Annotated in this window: 20 protein-coding genes; 13 read left to right on the plus strand and 7 right to left on the minus strand. The window is 60.1% G+C overall.

From position 1 onward, the window contains the following. Positions 1 to 143: 143 nt before the first annotated feature. Positions 144 to 575 (minus strand): hypothetical protein, encoded by a 432-nt coding sequence (locus ACMXX3_RS11140; protein WP_421084780.1) that lies wholly within the window; start codon positions 573 to 575, stop codon positions 144 to 146. A gap of 32 nt (positions 576 to 607) precedes the next feature. On the opposite strand from ACMXX3_RS11140, the gene ACMXX3_RS11145 reads away from it, so the two are divergent. Further along, positions 608 to 1,285, plus strand: a complete 678-nt coding sequence (locus ACMXX3_RS11145) for a pyroglutamyl-peptidase I (RefSeq protein WP_421084781.1) — start codon at positions 608 to 610, stop codon at positions 1,283 to 1,285. Between the two features lie 176 nt (positions 1,286 to 1,461). On the opposite strand, the gene pgi is transcribed toward ACMXX3_RS11145, so the two are convergent. Next, positions 1,462 to 3,141: a glucose-6-phosphate isomerase gene (gene pgi, locus ACMXX3_RS11150; RefSeq protein ID WP_421084782.1), complete on the minus strand. Its 1,680-nt coding sequence runs from the start codon at positions 3,139 to 3,141 to the stop codon at positions 1,462 to 1,464. Positions 3,142 to 3,504: 363 nt separating this feature from the next. Between pgi and ACMXX3_RS11155 the strand changes: the two genes are divergently transcribed. After that, entirely contained in the window at positions 3,505 to 5,502 is a 1,998-nt protein-coding gene (locus ACMXX3_RS11155) for a BCCT family transporter (protein WP_421084783.1), read from the plus strand. Between the two features lie 344 nt (positions 5,503 to 5,846). Then, a complete protein-coding gene (gene typA, locus ACMXX3_RS11160; RefSeq protein ID WP_237208025.1) occupies positions 5,847 to 7,760 on the plus strand; it encodes a translational GTPase TypA in 1,914 nt (637 codons plus the stop codon). A gap of 179 nt (positions 7,761 to 7,939) precedes the next feature. Here the strand turns inward: typA and ACMXX3_RS11165 are convergent, their stop codons facing one another. After that, positions 7,940 to 9,553, minus strand: coding sequence for a GH25 family lysozyme (locus ACMXX3_RS11165; RefSeq protein ID WP_421084784.1), 1,614 nt, complete (start codon positions 9,551 to 9,553; stop codon positions 7,940 to 7,942). Positions 9,554 to 9,721: 168 nt separating this feature from the next. On the opposite strand from ACMXX3_RS11165, the gene ACMXX3_RS11170 reads away from it, so the two are divergent. The 5 genes from ACMXX3_RS11170 to ACMXX3_RS11190 all read left to right on the plus strand — a co-directional run bounded on the left by ACMXX3_RS11170 (position 9,722) and on the right by ACMXX3_RS11190 (position 14,399). Further along, positions 9,722 to 11,017, plus strand: coding sequence for a PIG-L family deacetylase (locus ACMXX3_RS11170; protein ID WP_421084785.1), 1,296 nt, complete (start codon positions 9,722 to 9,724; stop codon positions 11,015 to 11,017). A 108-nt stretch (positions 11,018 to 11,125) separates the two neighbouring features. Further along, positions 11,126 to 11,446, plus strand: coding sequence for a ferredoxin (gene fdxA / locus ACMXX3_RS11175; RefSeq protein WP_421084786.1), 321 nt, complete (start codon positions 11,126 to 11,128; stop codon positions 11,444 to 11,446). Positions 11,447 to 11,465: 19 nt separating this feature from the next. Beyond that, a complete protein-coding gene (locus tag ACMXX3_RS11180) occupies positions 11,466 to 11,603 on the plus strand; it encodes a hypothetical protein (protein WP_421084787.1) in 138 nt (45 codons plus the stop codon). Between the two features lie 165 nt (positions 11,604 to 11,768). After that, positions 11,769 to 12,899, plus strand: a complete 1,131-nt coding sequence (gene dapC, locus ACMXX3_RS11185) for a succinyldiaminopimelate transaminase (RefSeq protein ID WP_421084788.1) — start codon at positions 11,769 to 11,771, stop codon at positions 12,897 to 12,899. Between the two features lie 219 nt (positions 12,900 to 13,118). Next, positions 13,119 to 14,399: a citrate synthase gene (locus ACMXX3_RS11190; RefSeq protein WP_421084789.1), complete on the plus strand. Its 1,281-nt coding sequence runs from the start codon at positions 13,119 to 13,121 to the stop codon at positions 14,397 to 14,399. Positions 14,400 to 14,620: 221 nt separating this feature from the next. On the opposite strand, the gene galE is transcribed toward ACMXX3_RS11190, so the two are convergent. Both galE and dapD read right to left on the minus strand, forming a co-directional pair. Next, a complete protein-coding gene (gene galE / locus ACMXX3_RS11195; protein WP_421084790.1) occupies positions 14,621 to 15,634 on the minus strand; it encodes a UDP-glucose 4-epimerase GalE in 1,014 nt (337 codons plus the stop codon). A gap of 132 nt (positions 15,635 to 15,766) precedes the next feature. After that, the gene (gene dapD, locus ACMXX3_RS11200; RefSeq protein WP_421084791.1) at positions 15,767 to 16,723 is read right to left on the minus strand and encodes a 2,3,4,5-tetrahydropyridine-2,6-dicarboxylate N-succinyltransferase; all 957 of its coding nucleotides are present in this window, start codon (positions 16,721 to 16,723) and stop codon (positions 15,767 to 15,769) included. A gap of 59 nt (positions 16,724 to 16,782) precedes the next feature. On the opposite strand from dapD, the gene dapE reads away from it, so the two are divergent. The 4 genes from dapE (at position 16,783) to ACMXX3_RS11220 (ending at position 19,864) form a co-directional block, all read left to right on the plus strand. Next, positions 16,783 to 17,925 (plus strand): succinyl-diaminopimelate desuccinylase, encoded by a 1,143-nt coding sequence (gene dapE / locus ACMXX3_RS11205; RefSeq protein ID WP_421084792.1) that lies wholly within the window; start codon positions 16,783 to 16,785, stop codon positions 17,923 to 17,925. A gap of 36 nt (positions 17,926 to 17,961) precedes the next feature. Continuing rightward, positions 17,962 to 18,291, plus strand: coding sequence for a hypothetical protein (locus tag ACMXX3_RS11210; RefSeq protein WP_421084793.1), 330 nt, complete (start codon positions 17,962 to 17,964; stop codon positions 18,289 to 18,291). A 3-nt stretch (positions 18,292 to 18,294) separates the two neighbouring features. Further along, complete coding sequence (locus tag ACMXX3_RS11215; RefSeq protein WP_421084794.1) at positions 18,295 to 19,572, plus strand: hypothetical protein; 1,278 nt, start codon at positions 18,295 to 18,297, stop codon at positions 19,570 to 19,572. A 130-nt stretch (positions 19,573 to 19,702) separates the two neighbouring features. Beyond that, complete coding sequence (locus ACMXX3_RS11220) at positions 19,703 to 19,864, plus strand: DUF3117 domain-containing protein (RefSeq protein WP_421084795.1); 162 nt, start codon at positions 19,703 to 19,705, stop codon at positions 19,862 to 19,864. Between the two features lie 68 nt (positions 19,865 to 19,932). Here ACMXX3_RS11220 and ACMXX3_RS11225 read toward each other — a convergent pair whose 3' ends face one another. Further along, positions 19,933 to 20,580: an O-methyltransferase gene (locus tag ACMXX3_RS11225; protein WP_421084796.1), complete on the minus strand. Its 648-nt coding sequence runs from the start codon at positions 20,578 to 20,580 to the stop codon at positions 19,933 to 19,935. A gap of 106 nt (positions 20,581 to 20,686) precedes the next feature. On the opposite strand from ACMXX3_RS11225, the gene ACMXX3_RS11230 reads away from it, so the two are divergent. After that, positions 20,687 to 21,052 carry a Sec-independent protein translocase TatB gene (locus ACMXX3_RS11230; protein WP_421084797.1) on the plus strand — a complete coding sequence of 122 codons (366 nt, stop codon included), beginning with the start codon at positions 20,687 to 20,689 and terminating at the stop codon, positions 21,050 to 21,052. A gap of 76 nt (positions 21,053 to 21,128) precedes the next feature. On the opposite strand, the gene ACMXX3_RS11235 is transcribed toward ACMXX3_RS11230, so the two are convergent. Beyond that, the gene (locus tag ACMXX3_RS11235) at positions 21,129 to 22,268 is read right to left on the minus strand and encodes a P-loop NTPase (protein ID WP_421084798.1); all 1,140 of its coding nucleotides are present in this window, start codon (positions 22,266 to 22,268) and stop codon (positions 21,129 to 21,131) included. Between the last annotated feature and the right edge of the window lie 3 nt (positions 22,269 to 22,271).

Raw genomic sequence — 22,271 nt, forward strand, 5'->3', positions numbered from 1 at the left:
ACTATTAAAACTACCAAGGTGTTCGAAAAAATAATATATGTGAAGCTAGTTGGGTTATTGACTAGGGATTATGACAAAAAAGTAACTGTTGGTTATTTAAAATTTAAACAAAAATTGAAATAAAATAGATTCAACGCACCACATTATTTAGATGCTCGCAACACATTTAGTCTTCTCCTGATAAGGGAAATAGTGGGGCCGATATTCATGGCAATCCAAAGCGGATTGGTAATCACCAGGAACATGAAGAGGGTTCGGAGCAGGGATTCGGCATCTTCAGCCAGGGTGAGGTAATTGAGCCAGATGGTCACACCCACATAAACCACTGTTCCTGTCACCACCCAAATCAGGGCCAACCAAAATTCGCTAGCCGACGCCCCACCCCGGCTGTTCCAGTAGTGGCGGTAGAAGAGGCGGACGGCCCGCCAGAAGCCTACGTTCTCGGGAACTGCAGGGGCCCGGTGCTCCAACTGGGTTTGCTCATCATCGTCAAAGCCACCGAAGGCCAGGGCCTCGGGAGTATCTTCAGTCAGCACCGGAGTCTGTTGCAAACGAGTAGGCTTGTTGTGAGACATAACCTTAAGAATACAGAAGGATAGTGCTAACCATGCCGACCCTACTTCTCACCTGTTTTGGCCCCTTTCCCGGGGTACCTGTCAATCCTTCCCAGGCCGTGGCTGAGGGCGTCCGCTCAGCTCTGGCCGTCTCAGCCCCGCACCTCACCGTTGATGTCCGGGAGCTACCGGTTGAGTTTGCTGGATCGAGTAGGGCCCTCAGCCAGGCCCTCACGGACGTGCAGCCGGATCTTGCCGTGAGCTTGGGGGTAGCTGCCGGGCGTGACAAGGTCAGCCTGGAGCGGGTTGCTATCAACCTCGATTCGGCCAGGATTCCGGATAATGCCGGGGCCCAGCTGATAGACACCTCTATCCAGCCCGAGGGGCCGGCAGCCTACTTTTCTACCCTGCCCACCCGGGAGATTTTTGATCGGTTAGCAGCCCAGGGCCTGCCCATTGAACTCTCCTATACCGCTGGCACTTACGTGTGCAACCACGTCTTCTACGAACTCATGCACGCAACCGCCGGAAGTATCCCCGCCGGCTTTATCCATATTCCGCTCACCCACCCCGACACTGACGGGGCGGCAGGGGCCGAGCCCGAATGTCCGTCCGTCACCGCCAGCGCGGATACCGGGGGAGTGGAAGGGAAGAATATGCCCACCCTGCCCGAGGCCCAGGTCATCGAAATCATCGAACAGGCCGTGCTCACTACACTCGCCCAGCTTTAACGCAAGGCCCCGGTAACTCACGAAGTTACCGGGGTCCTGTGCTAGTTGGTATGTTTGCCTGGGTGAAGGCTGGGCGCCCCTGCAGCCGACTGGCTGGGGCTGGCATGAATTGGGCGAGCCCTCCAGGGCGAGACCAAGAAGGTTAGTCGGCCAAGGGGCGTCCAGCTGAAGCGATACTAGTTGCGATTCTCCAGGTAGAAACCAATCAGGCCCTGGGTTGAGGAATCCTGCTGGGCCAGGACCTCGCGGTCGCCGCCCACGGCGGGAGCCAGTTGCAAAGCCAGCTGCTTGCCGAGCTCAACACCCCACTGGTCGAAGGAGTCAATGCCCCAGACAATGCCCTGGACGAAGGTGATGTGCTCGTAGAGGGCAATGAGCTGGCCCAGGACGGCAGGGGTCAGCTGGGCGGCCATGATAGAGGTGGTGGGGCGGTTGCCTGAGAAGACGCGGGCTGAGACGATCTCTTCGGCGGTGCCCTCAGCGCGGACCTCGTCGGCGGTCTTGCCGAAGGCCAGGGCCTTGGTCTGGGCGAAGAAGTTGGCCAGGAAGAGCTCGTGGACGTCCTGCTCGCCGTCGCGGGTTGCGTGAACAGGGTTGGCGAAGGCGATGAAGTCGGCGGGAATCAGGCGGGTGCCCTGGTGGATGAGCTGGTAGAAGGCGTGCTGGCCGTTGGTGCCGGGTTCACCCCAGAAGACTTCACCGGTGGCGGTGGTGACGGGGGTGCCGTCCGCACGCACGGACTTGCCGTTGGACTCCATGGTCAGCTGCTGCAGGTAGGCGGGGAAGCGGTGCAGGTACTGGTCGTAGGGGAGGACGGCGTGGGTTTCAGCGCCCAGGAAGTTGACGTTCCAGACGTTCAGCAGGCCCATGAGGGCGGGGACGTTCTGGGCCAGGGGAGCGGTGCGGAAGTGCTCGTCCATGGCGTGGAAGCCAGCCAGGAACTGTTCAAAAACGTCGGGGCCGAGCACAATGGCCAGGGGGGTGCCGATAGCAGAATCGACGGAGTAGCGTCCACCGACCCAGTTCCAGAAGCCAAAGGCGTTCTCGGGGTTGATACCGAAGGCCTCGACCTTATCCAGGGCGGTGGAGACAGCGACGAAGTGGGCGGCGACGGCGTCCTTCTCATCCTTACCTTCCAGGGCACCGGCCTCGCGCAGAGAAGTTAGCAACCAGTCGCGGCAGACCCGGGCGTTGGTGAGGGTTTCCAGGGTGCCAAAGGTCTTGGAGGCGACGATGAAAAGGGTGGTCTCGGGATCCAGATCCTTGACAGTCTCGGCAGCGTCGGTGGGGTCGATGTTGGAGATAAAGCGGGCAGTCAGGCCGGGCTGGGCGTAGGGCTTCAGGGCCTCATAAACCATGACGGGGCCCAGGTCGGAGCCGCCAATTCCGATGTTAACAACGGTTTCGATACGCTTGCCGGTGATACCTACCCACTCGCCGGAGCGGACGCGGTCGGCAAAGTCATAAATCTTGGCCAGGACCTCGTGGACGTCGGTGTCGATGTCCTGACCGTCAACGACGAGCTTGGGCTCCATTCCTGCGGGGCGGCGCAGGGCGGTGTGCAGGACGGCGCGGTCTTCGGTGACGTTGATGTGTTCACCTGCAAACATGGCGGCCCGGCGCTCTTCGAGGTTGACCTCTTCTGCCAGCTGGGTCAGCAGGGCCAGGGTTTCGTCGGTGATGAGGTTTTTGGAAAGGTCGACGTAGAGGTCGGCCGCAGTGAAAGTGAGCTTGTCAGCGCGGGTGGGATCTGCTGCGAACCAGGAGCGCAGGTCGGGGGTGAGGGCGGCCTGGTGGTTAGTGAGTTTGCTCCAGGCTGAGGTGGTGGTGGGGTCGGTGATGGCGGGGCGAGACATGGGCTCTGCCTTCCTCTCGAGAGTGGTTTTCCTCTACCTATTTTATGGCTGTTTGGTTGGTTTTGGTTCTGCTTTGGGGTGTGACGGCTGTGGTTTTTTGATTCCCCTCATCTGCGGTGCGGAACCCCCTCAGGCTCGGGGAGCTGAGCAGGAAGATCGGGAGAAAATATCTATACTGATAATCAGTGGTGTTATTATTGGTTTATGGCAGGCAGGACCTGGCTCTTATTGTCGAGCGCTCAGATAGGACCAAGGCACATAAAGTCCACAGCCAGCGGTACATCAATCAAGGCCAAGACCCCTGCACCACAACTTAGGTCGATATACGAGAAACAGTACGATAGAAAACACGAGGTATAAGCCATGAATAAACGTAATGCCCTCACCCCGCCCGGCACCGGGCCAGATCTGAGACGGGGGGATGTCGATAAGGCCACCAAGGCCAATATGCGCGAAGGCAACCTGGCTCCCAAGGTCTTCATACCAGCGGCCGTCATCATGGCAGTCTTCATCGGCCTAACCCTAGCCTTCCCCAGCAAAACCAAGGCCCTCTTTGATGCCCTGCAGGCCGACGTCATTAACTACTTTGGCTGGTACTACGTCGCCATCGTCGCCTTCTTCGTCATCTTTGCCCTCTACCTGGGTTTCTCCCGCATGGGCGATATCAAACTGGGTGAGGACGACGACGAACCCGCCTACCCCTTCATGACCTGGTTTGCCTTCCTCTTTGCTGCCGGTATGGGCATCGGCCTGGTTTTCTACGGGGCCACCGAACCCCTCATGCACTACGTTGACCCCCGCCCCGGCGTCGGCAACGGAACCAGCGAGCAAATAGCCCAAGCCGCCATGAGCCAGTCCTTCCTGCACTGGGGCCTGCACCCCTGGGCAATCTACGTCATCGTCGGCCTAGCCATTGCCTATGCAACCCATAGGCTCAAACTGCCCCTGTCTATCCGCTACTCCCTCAAGCCCCTGCTGGGCGACCGGGTCAAGGGGGCAGCAGGTGACATCATTGACGTTGTCGCCCTCGTCGGCACCCTCTTTGGCGTTGCTACCTCCCTGGGCCTAGGCGTCATGCAAATTGCCGCAGGCCTGGGGTACATGAATATCCCTGCCCAGGGGAATACCTGGCTGGTCGGCATCATCGTGGTGCTCATGGGTATCACCCTTTTCTCGGTCGTCACCGGCCTGGAAAAAGGCATGAAATGGCTTTCCAACGGAAACCTGGCCCTTGCTGCGATCCTCTGCATCTTCGTCCTGCTGGCTGGCCCCACCCTCTTCCTCTTCCGCAACTTTGTGGGCTCCATCGGCAACTACCTGCAAAACGTCGTCGCCATGACCTTTGAAACCCTGGCCCTCTACGGGGTGGACGGGGAGCAGTTCCAGGCAGCCTGGACCACCTTCTACTGGGGCTGGTGGATCTCCTGGTCGCCCTTCGTCGGCATGTTCATTGCCCGTGTCTCTAAGGGACGTTCCGTTCGAGAGTTTGTCACCGGCGTCCTGCTGGTTCCTGCCCTGACCTCCTTCTTCTGGTTCTCAGTCTTAGGCGGTACCGCCCTGCACCAGGAACTCTTTGGCACCGGAACCAGCCTGGTGGGGGAGGACGGCTCTGTCTCCGCTGAAAACGCCCTCTTCCAGATGTTCCACAACCTGCCCGGCGGGGCTGTTTTGACCATCGGTGCAGTCATTCTCATTACAGTCTTCTTTGTGACCTCAGCAGACTCAGGAGCCCTGGTGCTCGGTATGCTCTCCACCAACGGGTCTCCCGAACCCAAGACCTGGATCCGGGTCTTCTGGGTCCTGGTGGCAGCCGCGACAGCAATCTCCCTGATTGTCATCGGCGGTACTGAATCCCTCTCCGCGATCCAGACCGTAGCGATCCTCACCGCCCTGCCCTTCTCCGTGGTTATCCTCCTCATGTGCCTCTCCCTCTACAAGGCCCTGAGCGTTGAGCACCGCCTCTTTGTCCGGGCCCAGCGCCGCAACGCCCGCCAAGAAATCCATGCCTCCGTTGCCTCCCACGTTGAAAACCGGGTCAACAAGATGATGGACGAGGGCGTTGAAGACCGGGTGAGTGCAGCCGTTGGGGCTGCCGTCGGCGAACACCTTGAAGAACGCCTGGATAACCACCTCGAAGCAGCCCTTGGCGAAGCCGTCGATAAGGCGGTTGAAGCCAAGGTGGAAGAAGCAGTTGATTCTGCCGTTGAAGCTAAGGTGGAAGAAGCGGTTGAAAAGGCTGTCGATGAAGTAACCCTGCAAGTGGAAGCCAACACGGCAGCTATCGAACAGATCCGCACGGCTACCGGCTCCATTCCGGTGGTCAAACCCCAGGATGTAAAGCAGACGCCCTGGAATAAATAGGAAATGAACTGCCTTTAGTGAGGCGGACGCTCTCGGCGCCGACTGGCTGGGGCTGGCATGAATTGCTGTGATGAGCGCCGAGATTCCGAGCGCGCGAGGAAAATAAATCTCGGTGCGAATCTGGCGAGCTTGCGAGCCAGCCAACGAACCGGCAAGAAGGTTAGTCGGCAAGAGAGCGTCCGCCTCCCTTTTCCATGTCTAATGTGTCCCACAAGATAGCAGGTAGTTTAGGTGCCGCCGGTATAATTGAAGCGAAAGCCCTGTGCTCACCTGCCAGATCTGAGGCAGAGCCCGTGAACACACCGGCGTCCTTATCCCCAACAGTTAAGCGAGAAACCTTCCGCATGTCTGAAACCCAGAAGACCGCCTCACGCAGCGATCTGCGAAACGTAGCAATCGTAGCCCACGTTGACCACGGCAAAACCACCATCGTTGACGCGATGCTCAAGCAGACCAACGCCTTCTCGGCCCACGCTGACGTCGAAGACCGCGTCATGGACTCCGGCGACCTGGAAAAGGAAAAGGGCATTACCATCCTGGCCAAGAACACCACCGTGTTCTACTCCGGCCCCTCCGCCAATGGCGAAGAAATCACCATTAACGTCATCGACACCCCCGGCCACGCAGACTTCGGTGGCGAGGTTGAACGCGGCCTGTCCATGGTTGACGGTGTCGTTCTGCTCGTCGACTCATCCGAAGGTCCCCTGCCCCAGACCCGCTTCGTCCTCCGCAAGGCCCTGGCCGCTAAGCTCCCCGTCATCCTGGTCGTGAACAAGGTTGACCGACCCGACGCCCGCATCGACGAGGTCGTGGGCGAATCCATGGACCTGCTCCTGGGCCTGGCCGGCGACCTGGCCGATGAGGTACCCGACCTGGACGTCGACGCCCTGCTCAACGTCCCCGTCGTCTACGCCTCCGGCAAGGCTGGTGCTGCCTCCCTGAACCAGCCTGCAGACGGCTCCCTGCCCGATAACGACGACCTTGAACCCCTCTTCAAGACCATCCTGGAACACGTCCCTGCCCCCACCTATGACCCCAACGAGGTCCTGCAGGCTCACGTGACCAACCTGGACTCTTCCCCCTTCCTGGGCCGCCTGGCCCTGCTGCGTATCTTTAACGGCACCCTCAAGAAGGGCCAGACCGTTGCCTGGGTACGTCAGGACGGCGAAACCAAGAACGTCCGTATCTCCGAGCTGCTGGCCACCAAGGCCCTAGAGCGCGTTCCCGCCGAGTCAGCTGGCCCCGGCGAAATCGTCGCTGTTGCCGGTATCGAAGACATCACTATCGGTGAAACCCTCACCGACCCCGAAAACCCCAAGCCCCTGCCCCTGATTAAGGTGGACGACCCGGCTATCTCCATGACTATCGGTATCAACACCTCACCCCTGGCCGGTAAGGTCAAGGGCGCTAAGGTGACCGCCCGCCAGGTCAAGGACCGACTGGACAAGGAACTGATCGGTAACGTCTCCCTCAAGGTTCTTCCCACCGAGCGTCCTGACGCCTGGGAAGTTCAGGGCCGTGGTGAACTCGCCCTGGCTATTCTGGTGGAGCAGATGCGCCGTGAAGGCTTTGAGCTGACCGTCGGTAAGCCCCAGGTCGTCACCAAGGTCATTGATGGCAAGGTCCATGAGCCTATGGAACACATGATTATCGACGTGCCCGAAGAATTCCTGGGCGCCGTCACCCAGCTCATGGCAGCCCGCAAGGGTCGTATGGAGAACATGGCCAACAACGGCACCGGCTGGGTTCGCATGGAATTTGCTGTGCCCGCCCGTGGCCTGATTGGCTTCCGCACCAAGTTCCTCACCGAAACCCGCGGTGCCGGCATCTCATCCTCCTACTCCACCGGCTACGAGCCTTGGGCAGGCGAGATCGAGTACCGCACCAACGGCTCCATGATTTCTGACCGCGCCGGCGTCGTCACCCCCTACGCCATCATCGGCCTGCAGGAGCGTGGCACCATCTTCGTTGAACCCACCTCAGAGGTCTACGAGGGCATGATTATCGGTGAAAACTCCCGCGCCGACGACATGGAAGTCAACATCACCCGCGAGAAGAAGCTCACCAACATGCGCTCTTCAACCGCTGATAACTTCGAAAACATGACCCCTCCCAAGAAGCTCACCCTGGAAGAGTCCCTGGAATGGGCCCGCGAGGACGAATGCGTTGAGGTCACCCCCGAAGCCATCCGTATCCGCAAGGTCATCCTGGACTCCAATGAGCGCGTGCGTGAAGCTCGCCGCCGCGCCAAGGCCTAAATCTTAGCCGCTAGGGCTACACAGCAAGTCTCGGCCCCACCCCAGATTGGGGTGGGGCCGAGACTTTTTGTTTCAAGGCCAGGTGGCTTGTTCCTGGTCCAAAGTTGGGTAAAGAAGAGCCGGACGGCCCCGCCCCACTTGAGGCAGGTCCGTCCGGCTATAGCTTGGCTCAGGGAACCCTACTTGAGGCGGCGGGTGCCCTGCCGCTCGTTCCAGACAAAATGGGCTCCAGAGCTCAGGCGGAGGTGCATGTTGCCATCGGCCTCCCGGCGCTCATCATGGATGGGGAAGCCCAGCTGCTGGTGGTAACCGGCCCGTACCCAGGCATCTCGCAAGGCTCCACCGGTTACAACCGCAGTGGTACCAGTGTTCGGGGCCCAGTACAGGGACTCACCCTTTTCAAAACGAACCACTGCTCCAGCACCAACCGCTACTTCATCGGTTATGGGGAAACCATAGCGGGCAGTGTTCTTATTCCAGTGACCATCAATACCACCCCAGGCCACCATAGTGTGCAGGCCAGTGTAATTTGACCAGTAAACAGCGGTGTTCTTGCCGCTGGGGTGACGGAAGATCTGTTCAGCACCGTAAGACATCGGGCGGTCCTCGGTCAGGGGGAACCCCCACCCGGTTTCATAGCCGGTCTGGGCAAAACGATCCCCGATAGCGCCCCTCCAGTAGATTGAATGGGCGCCGGTGCCCGGGTGCCAGTAGACGTGGTAACCGTTATCGAAGGCCTGGGCCACGCCTCCCAGCTGGACCCCGTACTCATTGGTCAGGGGCTGCTTCAGGGCACGATAGTTCTGAAGGTAGAAACCGCCTATACCGCCCTTCAAGGTGTAAAGACCCCGGGTAGCTGTGCTGGACGTCGCGCCAAGGGGGCGGTAGCGCGGGTTCAGGGCCAGCCGTTTGAGATCGTCCATGTTTCCGTTGAAGACATTGGAGTCCCCGGCGTAGGGGCCTGAATCGCTGAACTGCCAGAGGTCATAGGTGCTATAGCCGCCGGGCATGGGGCCGACGGTCGGCTGGTAACGGGCCAGATGAAGCGGCATGAAGGATAGCTCAGTGAGTGAACCGTTCAAACAGCTATTGACCCAACCGGTTGCGGTATACAGAATAGGGTAGCGGCCGGTGAGCTGCCGGTAGGTGGTCGCAAATTCCTTAGCCCAGGCCGTAAGCTGGGCCGGGGTCATATCGAAACAGATATCGCCGTCGCTCAGGTAGGGGTTCCACTCAAGGTCAAGCATGCCAGGGAGGGTCTTGCCGTCCTGGGTCCACTTCTGGCTGTTAGCCACAAAATAGCGGGCCTGCTCAGCACCTGAACTATCTGAAGGAATAGCAAAGTGGTACACCCCGCGCAGCATACCGACGCTGCCTGCCCCTTCATACTGTTCCTTCTGGCGGGGGTTCACATACCAGTTAGACTCAGTTGCCTTAACAATGGCAAAGCGGGACCCGTCAGCATAATTCTGGCTCCAGTCCACGGTCTTCTGGTGGCTCGACACATCCATGCCGTAGACACCCAGGCCACCGGGGAGGGTAGGCACAGTACCAGACGCTGCCCGACCAAAGGTCGTCACCGACCCGTCCTCAAGAACCTCGTAGGCACCAGCGCCCATCTTTGCCTCACCGTAAGGAATCTGTCCCTCAGGGGAAGGGCGGACGGCGGCAACCTCGGATCCCTGCCCCGCCTCACCTCCGGCGGTGGTAGCAGAAGCAGGGGTCAAAAAACTGCAGGACAGGGCAACAAGGGCAGTAAGAACCCCGGCCTTCCTCCCAAAATGAGTGCTCATAAAAACCTCAACTGCTTCGCCCAAAAGAAGGGGCAAAGCTCCTCAAAAAATGTGTGATGGACCGCTCATCATCATAAACCATCCCGTAACCCAGCTAAACCCAAGTATCAGCAGATAAAATGACGCTCGTCCCCTCAAACCTCAAAGAGCAACTCCACCCAAGAAGACATGGATACCACCCCTTATTACCCCGCCCCCGGGCAACACCTCGACCCCCACGCCGCCACCACCTTGCTGCCGCACGGCCTCAAACCCAAAGACGCCACCGTCCTCTTCGTCCACGCCCACCCGGATGACGAATCATCCTCAACCGGCGCCACCATCGGAGCACTCGTTGAGCAGGGGGCAACAGTCCACCTACTCACCATGACCCGGGGGGAACTCGGCGAAGTCATCGACCCCGCCCTCAAACACCTAGAAATTAGCCACCCGCAGAACACCGACCACGGCAACGCCCTGGGCAACCTCCGTACAAGAGAACTTGCAGCAGCCGTCCAAGCCCTCGGTATCCACCGCTCCATCTTCCTCGGCCAAGGCCCCAGTGCCCTCCCCGGGGAACGCCCCTTCTACCGGGACTCAGGAATGGCTTGGGGCAAGGACGGCCGCGCCACCGCTAACCCGGCAGCCCCCCAGGACTCCCTCACCCAGCTGCCCCTCACCCCCCAAGCAGCAGCTATCGCCGCCGTCATCCGAGAAACCCACCCGGATATCGTCATCACCTACGACGCCGACGGCGGCTACGGCCACCCCGACCACAAACGGACCCATGAAGCAACACTCGCGGCAATAAGCCAACTCGAAAACACCCCCTACGCCCCCCGCCTTGTCTGGGGTATCGAAGGCGAGGCCAACCCCACAGACCAGCGTCCCCAAGCTGTTATCACCGGCAACCTCACCCGCAAGCGCGAAGCCATGCGGGCCCACGCCACCCAAATCACCATCACCAGCGACACCACCTTCGAATACTCCAACAAGGTCAGCCAAACCATTAGCGCCATCGAAACCTACCGTCTCCTCTGGGCCAAAGCAGGCTACAAGCCCCAAACCGAGCAAACTCTCGAACCCCAACCCGCCCGAGAAGCACCCGGCCCCATCAACTCAGCAATCACCTCAGTAGCCCTCGGCCTCATCGCAGGCTTCGCAGGCACCATGTACCACGCCCACATCCTCTACCTCGGCTCCTTCTGGATCCCCTGGGGAGCCCTCCTTGGCGCACTCACCATCTACTTCGCCGCCACCTGGGCCGCCATCCACACCGAAAAAAACTGGGCCGCAGCCCTAGTGGGAGCCACCGCCTTCCTCCTCGTGGGCATCTTCGCCACCGCCAAAACAAGCTCCATGCTCGTCTACCTCAACCCCACCAACCCCATCGGCATAGCAGGCACCATCTGGGCCCTTAGCACCCTCATCGCCTCAACCCTCGCCATTATCAGCGCCACCCGCTACCGCCACACCAAGGCATAACTATTCCCTCAATCACAAAAATCCACCCCCACCCGGCGAAAACGATAAACTAGACCACAGCTAACCACCACCCACCACGCAACGGAGCGCCCCACCAGAAAGGCACCCATGACCTACATCATCGCCCAGCCCTGTGTTGACGTAAAAGACCGCGCCTGTGTCGAAGAATGCCCCGTCGACTGCATCTACGAAGGCGAACGCTCCCTCTACATCCACCCCGACGAATGCGTCGACTGCGGAGCCTGCGAACCCGTCTGCCCCGTCGAAGCTATCTACTACGAAGACGACGTCCCCGAAGAATGGGAAGACTACACCGCAGCGAATGCAGAGTTCTTTGACGATCTGGGCTCACCAGGCGGTGCTGCCCGCCTGGGCAAGATCGAAAAGGACGCCCCCATGATTGCAGCTCTGCCCCCGCAGAACCAGTAGAAGAGTGCAGGGCCGCCTGGTGAGCCCATTCCGGGAAAAATTATTTTCCTCGCGCGCTCGGAATTTTTCCCTCCATCCCGGCGGCGCTGCCCGCCTGGGCAAGATCGAAAAGGACGCCTCCATGATCGCAGCCCTGCCCCTGCAGAACCAGGACTAAAAAACCATCAGTCAGCACGAGCACATTTGAGACGCTTGTGCTGACTTTTTTATGAGCACCTACACTAGAAAAGAAAACGTGGTGCTTCAAGCAGCTACCTAGGGGCGGGGCAATGGCGCGTCACGCCCCACCGCACCTGAACATAATCACAAGAGAAAGCAGACCATGCGCGACTTCGGCCTCAACCTACCTGACTACCCCTGGGACACCATGGCCCCCTACCGGGCCATCGCAGAACAGCACCCCGACGGCGTCGTCAACCTCTCCATTGGCACCCCCGTCGACCCCACCCCGTCCGTTATCCGGGAAGCCCTAGCCGGTGCCACCGACGCCCACGGCTACCCGACCACCCACGGCACCGTCACCCTCCGCCAGGCTATCGTCGACTGGTTTAACCGCCGCCGCGGCGTCCCAAACCTCACCGTCGACCAGGTCATGCCCACCATCGGCTCAAAAGAACTCGTCGCCTGGCTCCCTTTCCTCCTGGGCCTGGGGGAGGGGGACGTCGTCGTCCGCCCCACCATCGCTTACCCCACCTATGACATCGGCGCCCAGCTCGCTGGCGCTACCCCGGTAGCCGCTGACTCCCTGGACGAACTCGATGAAGAAACCCGAGCCCGCGTCCGCCTCATCTGGGTCAATTCTCCGGCTAACCCCACCGGTATCGTCCGCGATACAAACGAACTGAAAAAAATAGTAGAGGACGCCCGCGCCCTCGGAGCCGTCGTCGCCTCCGACGAATGCTACGCCGAACTGGGTTGGGGAGACTGGGACCTCCAGCGCGGAGGAAAAGCCGTCCCCTCCATTCTGGATCCTGCCGTCTGCGGCAACACCCAGGACCTGGTGCTAGCAGCCTACTCCCTCTCCAAACAGTCCAATTTTGCCGGTTACCGAGGGGCCTTCATCGCCGGGGACGCAACCATCATGGCCAACCTCGTCAACTCCCGCAAGCACGCCGGTATGATCGTGCCCGCCCCCGTCCAGGTCGCCATGACCGCAGCCCTGCAGGACGACACCCACGTCGAAGCCCAAAAGGACCTCTACCGGGCCCGACGCGAAATTCTTCTCCCTGCCCTTGAGAAGTTCGGGCTGACCGTCGAAAACTCGGAGGCAGGACTCTACCTCTGGGCAACAGCCGGTGAAGACACCTGGGCAACCGTCCAACGCTTTGCAGAAAAAGGCATCATCATCGGCCCCGGCGTCTTCTACGGAGAAGCCGGAGCAGGCTACGTCCGTATCGCCCTCACCGGCTCAGACGCCGATATTGCAGCAGCAGCCCAGCGCCTGACTGCATGAACCTACAGGGCACTGTCAAATAAGTTTCTCTACAGGCCGTAATGTAGGCCACCTTATGAAACCTGATGTGACCTTGCACATCAAACTCCTGTAATGTGGTTCATAACATGACCTTCGTGTGTGTGCTGGGTGCCTTCCCACAATGACAGGCACCCAGCGCCCACAGCATCACACCACGCGATACGATGCGCGAAGCCTCGTAAGACATGGAGGAACACAATGACAGAGAACAAGGCCCTGCTGAGCTACGACGGCAAAGAACTGCCCCTGCCCGCAGTGGAAGCGACCGAGGGTAACGGTGCCTTCGAAGTTGCTGGCATGCTCAAAGAAACCGGCAAGGTCGCCTACGACCCCGGTTTCATGAACACAGCAAACGCAAAGTCAGCCATTACCTACATCGACGGTGACGCTGGAATCCTCCGCTACCGGGGGTACCCCATCGAAGAACTGGCCGAAAAATCCAGCTTCATCGAAACCGCCTACCTGCTCATTTATGGGGAGCTGCCCACCCCCGAGCAGCTCGAAGAATTCGACCTCATGATCCGCCGTCACACCATGGTCCACGAGGACTTCAAGTTCTTCTTCCGAGGCTTCCCCCGCGACGCCCACCCCATGGCCGTTTTGGCCTCTAGCGTCTCAGCCATGTCCACCTTCTACCCCGACTCCCTGGACCCCTTTGACCCCCGCCAGGTAGAAGTCTCCACCTTCCGTCTGCTCTCCAAGGTACCCACCTTGGCAGCCTACGCCTACAAGAAGTCCAAGGGCGAGCCCTCCATCTACCCCAAGAACGAGCTCAACTACACCGAAAACTTCCTGCGCATGTGCTTCGGCTTCCCCACCGAAGAATACGAAGTCAACCCCCTGCATGCCAAGGCCCTCGACCTTCTATTGCTCCTGCACGCAGACCACGAACAGAACTGCTCCACCTCCACCGTGCGTCTGGTCGGCTCATCCAACGCCAACATGTTCGCCTCCGTCTCAGCAGGCATCAACGCCCTCTACGGCCCCCTCCACGGCGGCGCCAACGAGGCCGTCCTCAAAATGCTCAACCAAATCCAGCAGCAGGGCCTCACCCCCGAAGAATTCATGGAAAAGGTCAAGCGCAAGGAAGACGGCGTCCGACTCATGGGCTTCGGCCACCGCGTCTACAAGAACTACGACCCCCGCGCCCGCATCGTCAAAAAGACCGCCGACGAAATCCTCGAATCCATCGGAGGAAACTCCCAACTCTTCGACATCGCCATGCGACTCGAAGAAAAGGCCCTCAACGACGACTACTTCATCGAACGGAAGCTCTACCCCAACGTCGACTTCTACACCGGCCTCATCTACAAGGCCATGGGCTTCCCCGAACATATGTTCACCGTCCTCTTTGCCCTCGGCCGCCTACCCGGCTGGATCGCCCAGTGGACTGAAGGTGTCAAGGACCCCGACCGCAAGATCGGCCGCCCCCGCCAGGTCTACATCGGCGAAAACGAGCGCCACTACCCCCAGCGCTAAACCAAAACCCACCACAAAAACCGAGCCCCGGCGTCCTACCCCTACAAGAGGGAAGGACGCCGGGGCCCGGCTTTAAGGGATATTCGGCTACGCCTCGACCTAGAATTGCCACATCGGTGGCAATTCTTTAACGGTCGCTACTCGCTACGCTTCTATCCCGCGCTACGCGCGCTTTCTAAAATCGCCACATCGGTGGCGATTTTTTAACGAAAGATATTCGGCTACGCCTCATATCCCTGAGGATTATTCTTCTGCCAGTTCCAGTGGTCACGCACCATGGTGTCGATGTCGCGGGTAGCAGACCAACCCAAATCAGCCAGGGCAGCAGACGGGTCAGCATAAGACACAGCAACGTCACCGGGGCGGCGGTCCACAATCTTGTAAGGCAGCTCCTTACCCGCAGCCTTCTCAAAAGCGTGCAAGACCTCAAGCACCGAGTAGCCGTTGCCGGTACCCAGGTTCCAGGTGTGCAGGCCGCCGTGGGTGGTGATGTAGTCCAGAGCCTTGAGATGGCCGTCCGCCAGGTCAACCACATGGATGTAGTCGCGCACACCGGTGCCGTCCACAGTGGGGTAGTCGTTACCGAAGACGTTCAGGTGCTCGCGGCGGCCCACAGCAACCTGGGCAATGAAGGGAACCAGGTTGTTGGGGATACCGGCGGGGTCTTCACCAATTCGACCAGACTCGTGGGCACCGACCGGGTTGAAGTAGCGCAGCAGGGCAATGTTCCATTTGGAGTCAGAGGCAGCCAGGTCCACCAGCATATCCTCAATATGTTCCTTGGTGCGGCCGTAGCAGGACTGGGCATCCATATTGATTTTCTCAGTCAAGGGCATAGACTCAGGCTCACCGTAGACGGTAGCTGAAGAGGAGAAGACGATAGAGTGGCAGCCAGCCTCTTCCATGGCATAGAGCAGGTTGAGGGTGCCCGCGACGTTGGTCTGGTAGTACCACAGGGGCTTTTCAGCTGATTCACCCACGGCCTTAAGGCCGGCAAAGTGGATGACAGCGTCGGGCTTGACCAGGTTGAAAAGCTGCTTCATTTCGGGCAGATCCAGCAGATCAACCTTGCGGAACTCAACGGTCTTGCCGGTGAGCTCCTCGACGCGGGCCAGGGACTCCATAGAAGAGTTGGAGAGATTATCCATGACGGTAACATCGTGGCCTGCTTCAAGCAGCTGGAGGACAGTGTGGGAGCCGATGTAACCGGCGCCACCGGTAACCAGAATTTTCATGTTTTCCCCTCGGAAGGTGATAGGTGTTTTTTCTAGCTTACCTGCACTCAGCCCCGCCACCCGGTAGACGCAGTGGCGGGGCTGGACACACAGTACTTTAGAGGTTTTTCCTGTGCGAAAGAGGTGGTTGCTCTAGTTGGCGTGCAGCTCTGAGTTCAGCTCCACGGTGTTGTTAGCGCGGGGCAGGACCTCGATAGCGCCGGTCACGGAGTTGCGGCGGAAGAGCAGGTTGTTGACGCCGGAGAGCTCCAGGGCCTTGACGACCTTGGGCTCTTCGCCGGGGTTGAGGACGGTCACGCGGGAGCCAGCGGTGACGTAGAGGCCAGCTTCAACCACGCAGTCATCGCCCAGGGCAATGCCGATACCGGCTTCGGCCCCGAGCAGGGAGCGCTCGCCGATGGAGACCCGCTGGGTGCCACCGCCGGAGAGGGTGCCCATGGTGGATGCGCCGCCACCAATGTCGGTGCCGTTGCCAATGACAACGCCCTGGGAGATACGGCCCTCAACCATGGATTCACCGAGGGTGCCAGCGTTGAAATTGACGAAGCCCTCGTGCATGACGGTGGTACCGGCTGCCAGGTGGGCACCCAGACGGACGCGGTCGGCGTCGCCAATGCGCACACCTGCGGGCACAACATAGTCAATCATGCGGGGGAACTTATCGACGTGGGTGACCACCAAGGCACCGCGGCGGCGCAGCTTGAGGGAGACGGTGTTGAATTCGCTGGCCAGGACGGGGCCAAAGTTGGTCCAGGCTACGTTTGCCAGTTTGCCAAACAGTCCGTCGAGGTTAATGGTGTTGGGGGCAACCAGGGTGTGGGAGAGCAGGTGCAGGCGAAGGTAGGCGTCCGCGGCGTTGGCGGGGGCTTCGTCGAGGTTGATAGTGACGTTGACCAGTTCACGCACAACGTTGCGGTCTTCGTCTGCTTCAACCAAGGCTTCGAGGTCGGCGGCGACAGAGTTGTCGGGGGTGTCGGTGAGGTCAGGGGCGGGGTACCAGACGTCCAGGACGGTGCCTTCGTTGTCGCCGGAGGCAACGACGGTGGCCAGGCCCAGGCCGGATGCTACACGGGGGTTATTTTCAGTCATGGGTACCAGTGTACGGAATCAGCCGGACCTTGTGCTGGGTGTGCTTGTATTGTGGAATCATGACTAACTCTGTTTCGCAAGCTACTGATTTTGCCCAGTTTGGGCCTGAGGTTTTGGATCTTACCCAGCCCGTTGAGGATTTAACGGCTGATCTGCTCAATATTTTTTCGGTGAGTGGGGCAGAAGCCCGGCTTGCGGACGCGGTTGAGTCGGCCCTCGAAAGAATCGGCGGCTTAGAAATCACCCGTGACGGCGACGCTATCATCGCCCGCACCAACCTGGGACGGGATACCCGGGTTGTGTTGGCTGGCCACCTGGATACGGTGCCCCTGCCTCGTACCGAAGGTTCTTTAGGTACCGTACCTGCCACCTGGGTGGACGAGTCGGGGGAGCGGGTGCTCTACGGCCGGGGGGCTGTGGATATGAAGGGCGGGGTGGCTGTCCAGCTAGCCTTAGCGGCGTCCTTGAAGAACCCGGCCTATGACATTACCTATGTCTTTTACGACAATGAGGAAGTTGCCTCCGAGCTCTCAGGGCTTGCCCGCCTCATGCGGAACCACCGCGAGAAGCTAACCGATGCGGCTTTTGCCGTCCTGCTAGAACCGACCGACGGCACCATTGAGGGAGGTTGTAACGGCACCATTCGTTTCTGGATCCGCACTGCCGGTATCGCAGCCCACTCGGGCCGGGCCTGGAAGGGCGAAAACGCTATCCATAAGATGGCGGACGTGCTGGGCCGTCTGGCAGCCTATGAGCCCCAGACCTATGAGGTTGAGGGTCTTGCCTACCGCGAGGGGCTCAACGCCGTGCAGATTTCAGGCGGGGTGGCCGGTAACGTGATCCCCGATGAGGCCGGCGTCCACATCAACTACCGCTTTGCCCCCAACAAGACCCTTGACCAGGCGATCGCCCACCTTCATGAAGTCTTTGAGGGCTATGACCTTGATTTTGTCGACCTTTCCTCAGCTGCCCGCCCGGGTCTGGACGCCCCCATGTCGCGTTCGCTCATTGAGTCGGTGGGCCAAGCCCCCAAACCTAAGTACGGGTGGACGGACGTCGCCCGATTCAGCGAAATCGGAATCCCTGCTGTGAACTTCGGTCCGGGCGATGCTCTACTGGCCCACACCGATCATGAACATGTGAAGGCCTCTGAAATCCAGGCCTGCTACACGGCTCTGGAAACCTGGTTGACTGCCTCCTAGCCTTTCTGGCCCCGCCCCACCTGTAAAGTGAAACCCATGAACTACCTCCTTGTTGTCATTACTTTTATTGTGCTCAGCGGCACCCTGGCAGGCTGTGCCATTCTTGCCACCGACCGCCTAATTCCGGGCCGCAAGCCCCTCCACCACATCAGCACTGACGGCCTTGACCTGCCCTCTTTAGGGGAGCAGCCCCTGATCCTCTCAGACCATCCTGATGAGGCTGAACTTAAAACCATCGCCTTTGCCACGGCAGCTTTGGGCTATAACAAGGAGGAAGTGGACGGCACCTTCCGGAAACTGATTGCCGAAAACACGAGGCTTCGTAGCCAGCTCAAGCAGGCCCAGGCTTCCTCGTCCGAAAGCTAGCCCATGGCCCAACAGTCCCCGCTTGATGCGCCCAGCCTGGCTCTTTACCGGTTCTGGCAGGCGCTTTCCTCCCTTTTCAGGAACCTGCCCCTGTGGGGTAAGGTCGCGGTCATTTACGCTGCTAGCCGCCTCTGGGGGTGGGTAATTTTCTCGACCGTTGGCCGCCACCAAACCTTTGGCCCCTGGAAAGACTCAGCTATGGGTTACCTGGAATTTGTCACTATCTGGGATTCTGACTGGTACCGGAAAATTGCCACCACCGGCTATCCGACTGAGCTTCCCCTCGACACAGCCGGGCACGTTGCCCAAAACGAATGGGCCTTCTACCCGCTCTACCCCGTGGTGGTCAAAGCTCTTACTGCCGTGATCGGAGCCCCCTACCAGCTGGTGGCCCCTACGGTCTCCCTCCTGGCCGGTTTTGGGGCAGCCTGGTTTATCTACCGCCTCTTTGATCTCTCCCTTCAGGTATCTGATAGGGATGCAAGTTCCCGCAGCAATACCGCCCTCTGGGGCCTTGCTGCGGTGAGCTTCTGCGCTGTAGCGCCCATCTTGCAAACCGGCTACGCCGAGGCCCTGGGCCTGCTCTTTTTAGCCTGGTCCCTCTGCCTGCTGGTGCAGGGCCGCTACTGGCTCCTGCTTCTTCCTGCGCTGGCAGCTGCCCTCACCCGTCCTGTGGGCGTGCCCTTAGGGGCGGCCGTTGGCCTGTGGTGGTTAGCCTGCTGGGTTTCTCATGTCCGCAAGGACGGGGCGGTTTCAGCCCTGCTGGCCACAGCAGGTCAGCTGGTCTCAGCCCTACTGGTCTGCGCCTTTGCCTTTATCCACCCGGCCCATGCCTGGCTGAAAACCAGCCGTATGGACGCCTACACTGCCACTGAGGCTGCCTGGCGGGCTGGGGGCGAGCACGTCATGCCCTTTGTCCCCTGGCTGACCCAGAGTCAGCATTACCTGGGGCCGGTGCTGGGCCCGGTTCTTTTGCTCCTGCTCCTTGCCGGGCTGGTGCTGGCCCTGGTAGCCCCGCTGACCCGCCGCGTCCTGCACCCTTCCCTCATCATCTGGTGCGCCGCCTATGCTGTCTATATGCTGGCCTTCTTCAACCCCCAGTCCTCCACCTTCCGCCTGCTCCTTCCCCTGTTCCCGCTCCTGCTGCCGGTAGTTGCCCTGTCTGCGTCCTCGGCCTACCGCTGGCTCCTGCTGGGCCTAGGGGCCCTGGCCCAGTTCGGCTGGGTTGGCTGGCTCTGGCACTGGAAGCAGCTGCCCGGAGGTGGGGATTACCCGCCCTAAAAAATCGAAGAAACCAAAGGGGTTTTTACCCCCAACCAGCTCAGTAAGCACTATGATTAATAGAAGAAACTGAGTGGTTTACAGCCACTGGAATCTTGTAGGCTTGCCCCCGCACAGAGGAGAGATGTTCATGGCAGCACAGAAACCCCGCACTGGCGATGGCCCCCTCGAAATCGTGCGTGAGGGCCGCACTATCGTGATGCGAATCCCCGTCGAAGGCGGCGGTCGCCTGGTCCTTGACCTGACCGAAGAAGAGGTTGAGGCCCTTCGCGCCTGCGTCGAGAACTTCTAAGGACGTACAAGCTCCCCACCTGCCAGAAGCAGGTGGGGAGCTTTTTTGCGCCCCGGTGGTGGGAATCGCTAATGGATACGTTGGACGGCAAACAAGCCGGCGCCGACGGGCAGGAGGGAGACGTGGACGTCCTGGGCGCAGGCTGCGATATCCGTGAGCATTCGGCGCAAGGAGACGGTGATCTCGTCCCGGCGGCTGGGAGTTGCCACGGCCCCATCGCTGCCCAGGGGCCGGTGAACAAGTAAGAGACCGCCGGGCTTGAGCAGGTTTAGGCACTGGTAGACGGCCGCTTCAGCCAGCTCGTCCCCAATATCAACGAAGGCCAGGTCGTAGGCCGCGTCCGAAAGGTGTAGGAGCACATCGCGGGCATCGCCGGTGATAACCCGGGTGCGGTGGGAGGAAGCGTACCCTGCCTGGGCCAGGGCCGTGCGGGTTGCCTGGGCCCGGGTGGGATCAATTTCAAGGGCGGTGAGGGCAGAGCCAGCGGGCATACCCTTCAAGAGCGCTAGGGTAGCAACCCCGCCCCCGCACCCGACGTCGACCACCTGGGCTGGCGCCTTAGCTGCCGCAAACACCGTGAGCGCATCAGCTACAGAGGCAGAGACAGGCTCAGCCCCCAGCATTTGGGCCTGCTCCCGGACCAGCTCCTCGTAGGGGGAGGGGCTTGAAAAATCCTCGGCAAAAGCCCACATCTTCGAAAGGTCTGCTCGATTCATGTCATCTGCCCTTCACCGTGTAGAAATAACTGAGATTCTTGGTATATCTTATTCAACCCTGCATCACAGATGTGAAGTTGTCTGCCCCACCTGGTAATCTCTAGATGTGCTTGGAATTAGCGGCCTCGAATTTATTGTTCTTTTGATCCTGGTGTTTGTTGTCATCGGGCCAGAACGCATGCCCGAATACGCCCAGCAGCTCAAGAATTTCGTCAAGCAGGTCCGCCGCATGGCATTCGACGCCAGAGACGACCTCAAAGAGACCCTGGGCCCTGATTTAGGCGATATTGACTGGAAGCAGTACGATCCGCGTCAGTATGACCCGCGTGTCATTGTGCGGGAGGCCTTTGCTGAGGACGACGAGGAACGTCAGGCTGAGCTTGAAGCGAGGGCAGCTGCTCAACCGGCCCCGTCCGTCACCCAGCGCCTGCCCCACGGGGCTTGGGCCCCCTTTGACGCTGAGGCCACCTAAACTAGAAGGGCCTTTAAAGCAGAAAAACCCACTATCTCGTGGGTTTTTCGTGTTTAAGGAGGCTGAGGCCGGGGGGCTAGACGGTGAAAGGCAGGGGGCTACCAGCTAATCCCCGGGGGCGGTGGGTCAGCTGGTGGGCCACATCGGTCAAGACCTGGGCGGCAGGGGAGTCAGGCTTGCTCCACACCAGGGGGGTGCCAGCGTCCCCGCCCTCCCGCAGAGCAAGATCGAGGGGAACCGAACCCAGCAGGGGCACCTCATAGCCCAGGGCAGAGGTCAGAGATTGGGTGAGGACGGCCCCGCCCCCCTCTCCGAAGAGGGGGAGGCTACTGCCGTCCGGCAGGGTCATCGCAGCCATGTTCTCCAGGATACCCACCACCTTCTGGCCGGTTTGCAGGCTCAGGGTACCGGCCCGCTGGGCAACATCAACGGCTGCCAGCTGGGGGGTGGAGACCAGGAGAATCTCGGCGTGGGGTAGCAGCTGGGCCATGGAGATGGCGATGTCCCCGGTGCCGGGAGGAAGATCCAGGAAAAGAACATCGAGGTGGCCAAAGTGGACGTCAGTCAAAAACTGTTCAAGGGCCCGGTGGAGCATGGGGCCGCGCCAGGCTACCGGCTGGTCCGGCTTCACAAACATCCCAATGGAAATAACCTTGATAACACCGGCGCCGCTGGGGGCCTCAACCACGGGGGGCAGGATCATATCGTCCATGCGGGTTGGGCCGGAGCTGATGCCCAAGAGGCCGGGAATAGAGAAGCCGTGAACGTCTGCGTCAATAATGCCGACGCTGAGCCCGGCTGTGGCACAGGCTGCTGCCAGGTTGGCGGTCGCTGAGGACTTACCCACCCCACCCTTGCCGGAGGCTACCGCAAAGACCCGGGTCAGCGACCCCTCCTGGATGAAGGGGTTGGTCTTGGTGTGGCCGAGTTTTTGTTTGAGGACGGCCCGCTGGTCAGCACTCATGTAGCCAACGCTCAGCTTGATGTCCTCAACCTCTGCTATGGCCCCCACCGCTGAGCGGACGTCCTGCTCAATGGTGGACCGGAGCGGGCAACCCTCGATGGTGAGCAGGATAGAGATATCGGCTCTGTTTCCGGTCAGCTCGGCTTTCTCCACCATACCGAGATCGGTGATGGGCTGGCGGAGTTCTGGGTCTATGACGGTAGCTAGGGCTTGGGCCAGTTCCGGATGTAGGGGCGTTTGGGTTTCTGCCATGAC

The organism is Rothia nasimurium (assembly GCF_049068285.1).
Classification (GTDB): domain Bacteria; phylum Actinomycetota; class Actinomycetes; order Actinomycetales; family Micrococcaceae; genus Rothia; species Rothia nasimurium_I.

Excerpts from the sequence above, each read along its gene's own strand:
- ACMXX3_RS11140 (WP_421084780.1), bottom strand. The coding sequence starts at position 575 with ATGTCTCACAACAAGCCTACTCGTTTGCAACAGACTCCGGTGCTGACT.
- ACMXX3_RS11145 (WP_421084781.1), top strand. The coding sequence starts at position 608 with ATGCCGACCCTACTTCTCACCTGTTTTGGCCCCTTTCCCGGGGTACCT.
- pgi (WP_421084782.1), bottom strand. The coding sequence starts at position 3,141 with ATGTCTCGCCCCGCCATCACCGACCCCACCACCACCTCAGCCTGGAGC.
- ACMXX3_RS11155 (WP_421084783.1), top strand. The coding sequence starts at position 3,505 with ATGAATAAACGTAATGCCCTCACCCCGCCCGGCACCGGGCCAGATCTG.
- typA (WP_237208025.1), top strand. The coding sequence starts at position 5,847 with ATGTCTGAAACCCAGAAGACCGCCTCACGCAGCGATCTGCGAAACGTA.
- ACMXX3_RS11165 (WP_421084784.1), bottom strand. The coding sequence starts at position 9,553 with ATGAGCACTCATTTTGGGAGGAAGGCCGGGGTTCTTACTGCCCTTGTT.
- ACMXX3_RS11170 (WP_421084785.1), top strand. The coding sequence starts at position 9,722 with ATGGATACCACCCCTTATTACCCCGCCCCCGGGCAACACCTCGACCCC.
- fdxA (WP_421084786.1), top strand. The coding sequence starts at position 11,126 with ATGACCTACATCATCGCCCAGCCCTGTGTTGACGTAAAAGACCGCGCC.
- dapC (WP_421084788.1), top strand. The coding sequence starts at position 11,769 with ATGCGCGACTTCGGCCTCAACCTACCTGACTACCCCTGGGACACCATG.
- ACMXX3_RS11190 (WP_421084789.1), top strand. The coding sequence starts at position 13,119 with ATGACAGAGAACAAGGCCCTGCTGAGCTACGACGGCAAAGAACTGCCC.
- galE (WP_421084790.1), bottom strand. The coding sequence starts at position 15,634 with ATGAAAATTCTGGTTACCGGTGGCGCCGGTTACATCGGCTCCCACACT.
- dapD (WP_421084791.1), bottom strand. The coding sequence starts at position 16,723 with ATGACTGAAAATAACCCCCGTGTAGCATCCGGCCTGGGCCTGGCCACC.
- dapE (WP_421084792.1), top strand. The coding sequence starts at position 16,783 with ATGACTAACTCTGTTTCGCAAGCTACTGATTTTGCCCAGTTTGGGCCT.
- ACMXX3_RS11210 (WP_421084793.1), top strand. The coding sequence starts at position 17,962 with ATGAACTACCTCCTTGTTGTCATTACTTTTATTGTGCTCAGCGGCACC.
- ACMXX3_RS11215 (WP_421084794.1), top strand. The coding sequence starts at position 18,295 with ATGGCCCAACAGTCCCCGCTTGATGCGCCCAGCCTGGCTCTTTACCGG.
- ACMXX3_RS11220 (WP_421084795.1), top strand. The coding sequence starts at position 19,703 with ATGGCAGCACAGAAACCCCGCACTGGCGATGGCCCCCTCGAAATCGTG.
- ACMXX3_RS11225 (WP_421084796.1), bottom strand. The coding sequence starts at position 20,580 with ATGAATCGAGCAGACCTTTCGAAGATGTGGGCTTTTGCCGAGGATTTT.
- ACMXX3_RS11235 (WP_421084798.1), bottom strand. The coding sequence starts at position 22,268 with ATGGCAGAAACCCAAACGCCCCTACATCCGGAACTGGCCCAAGCCCTA.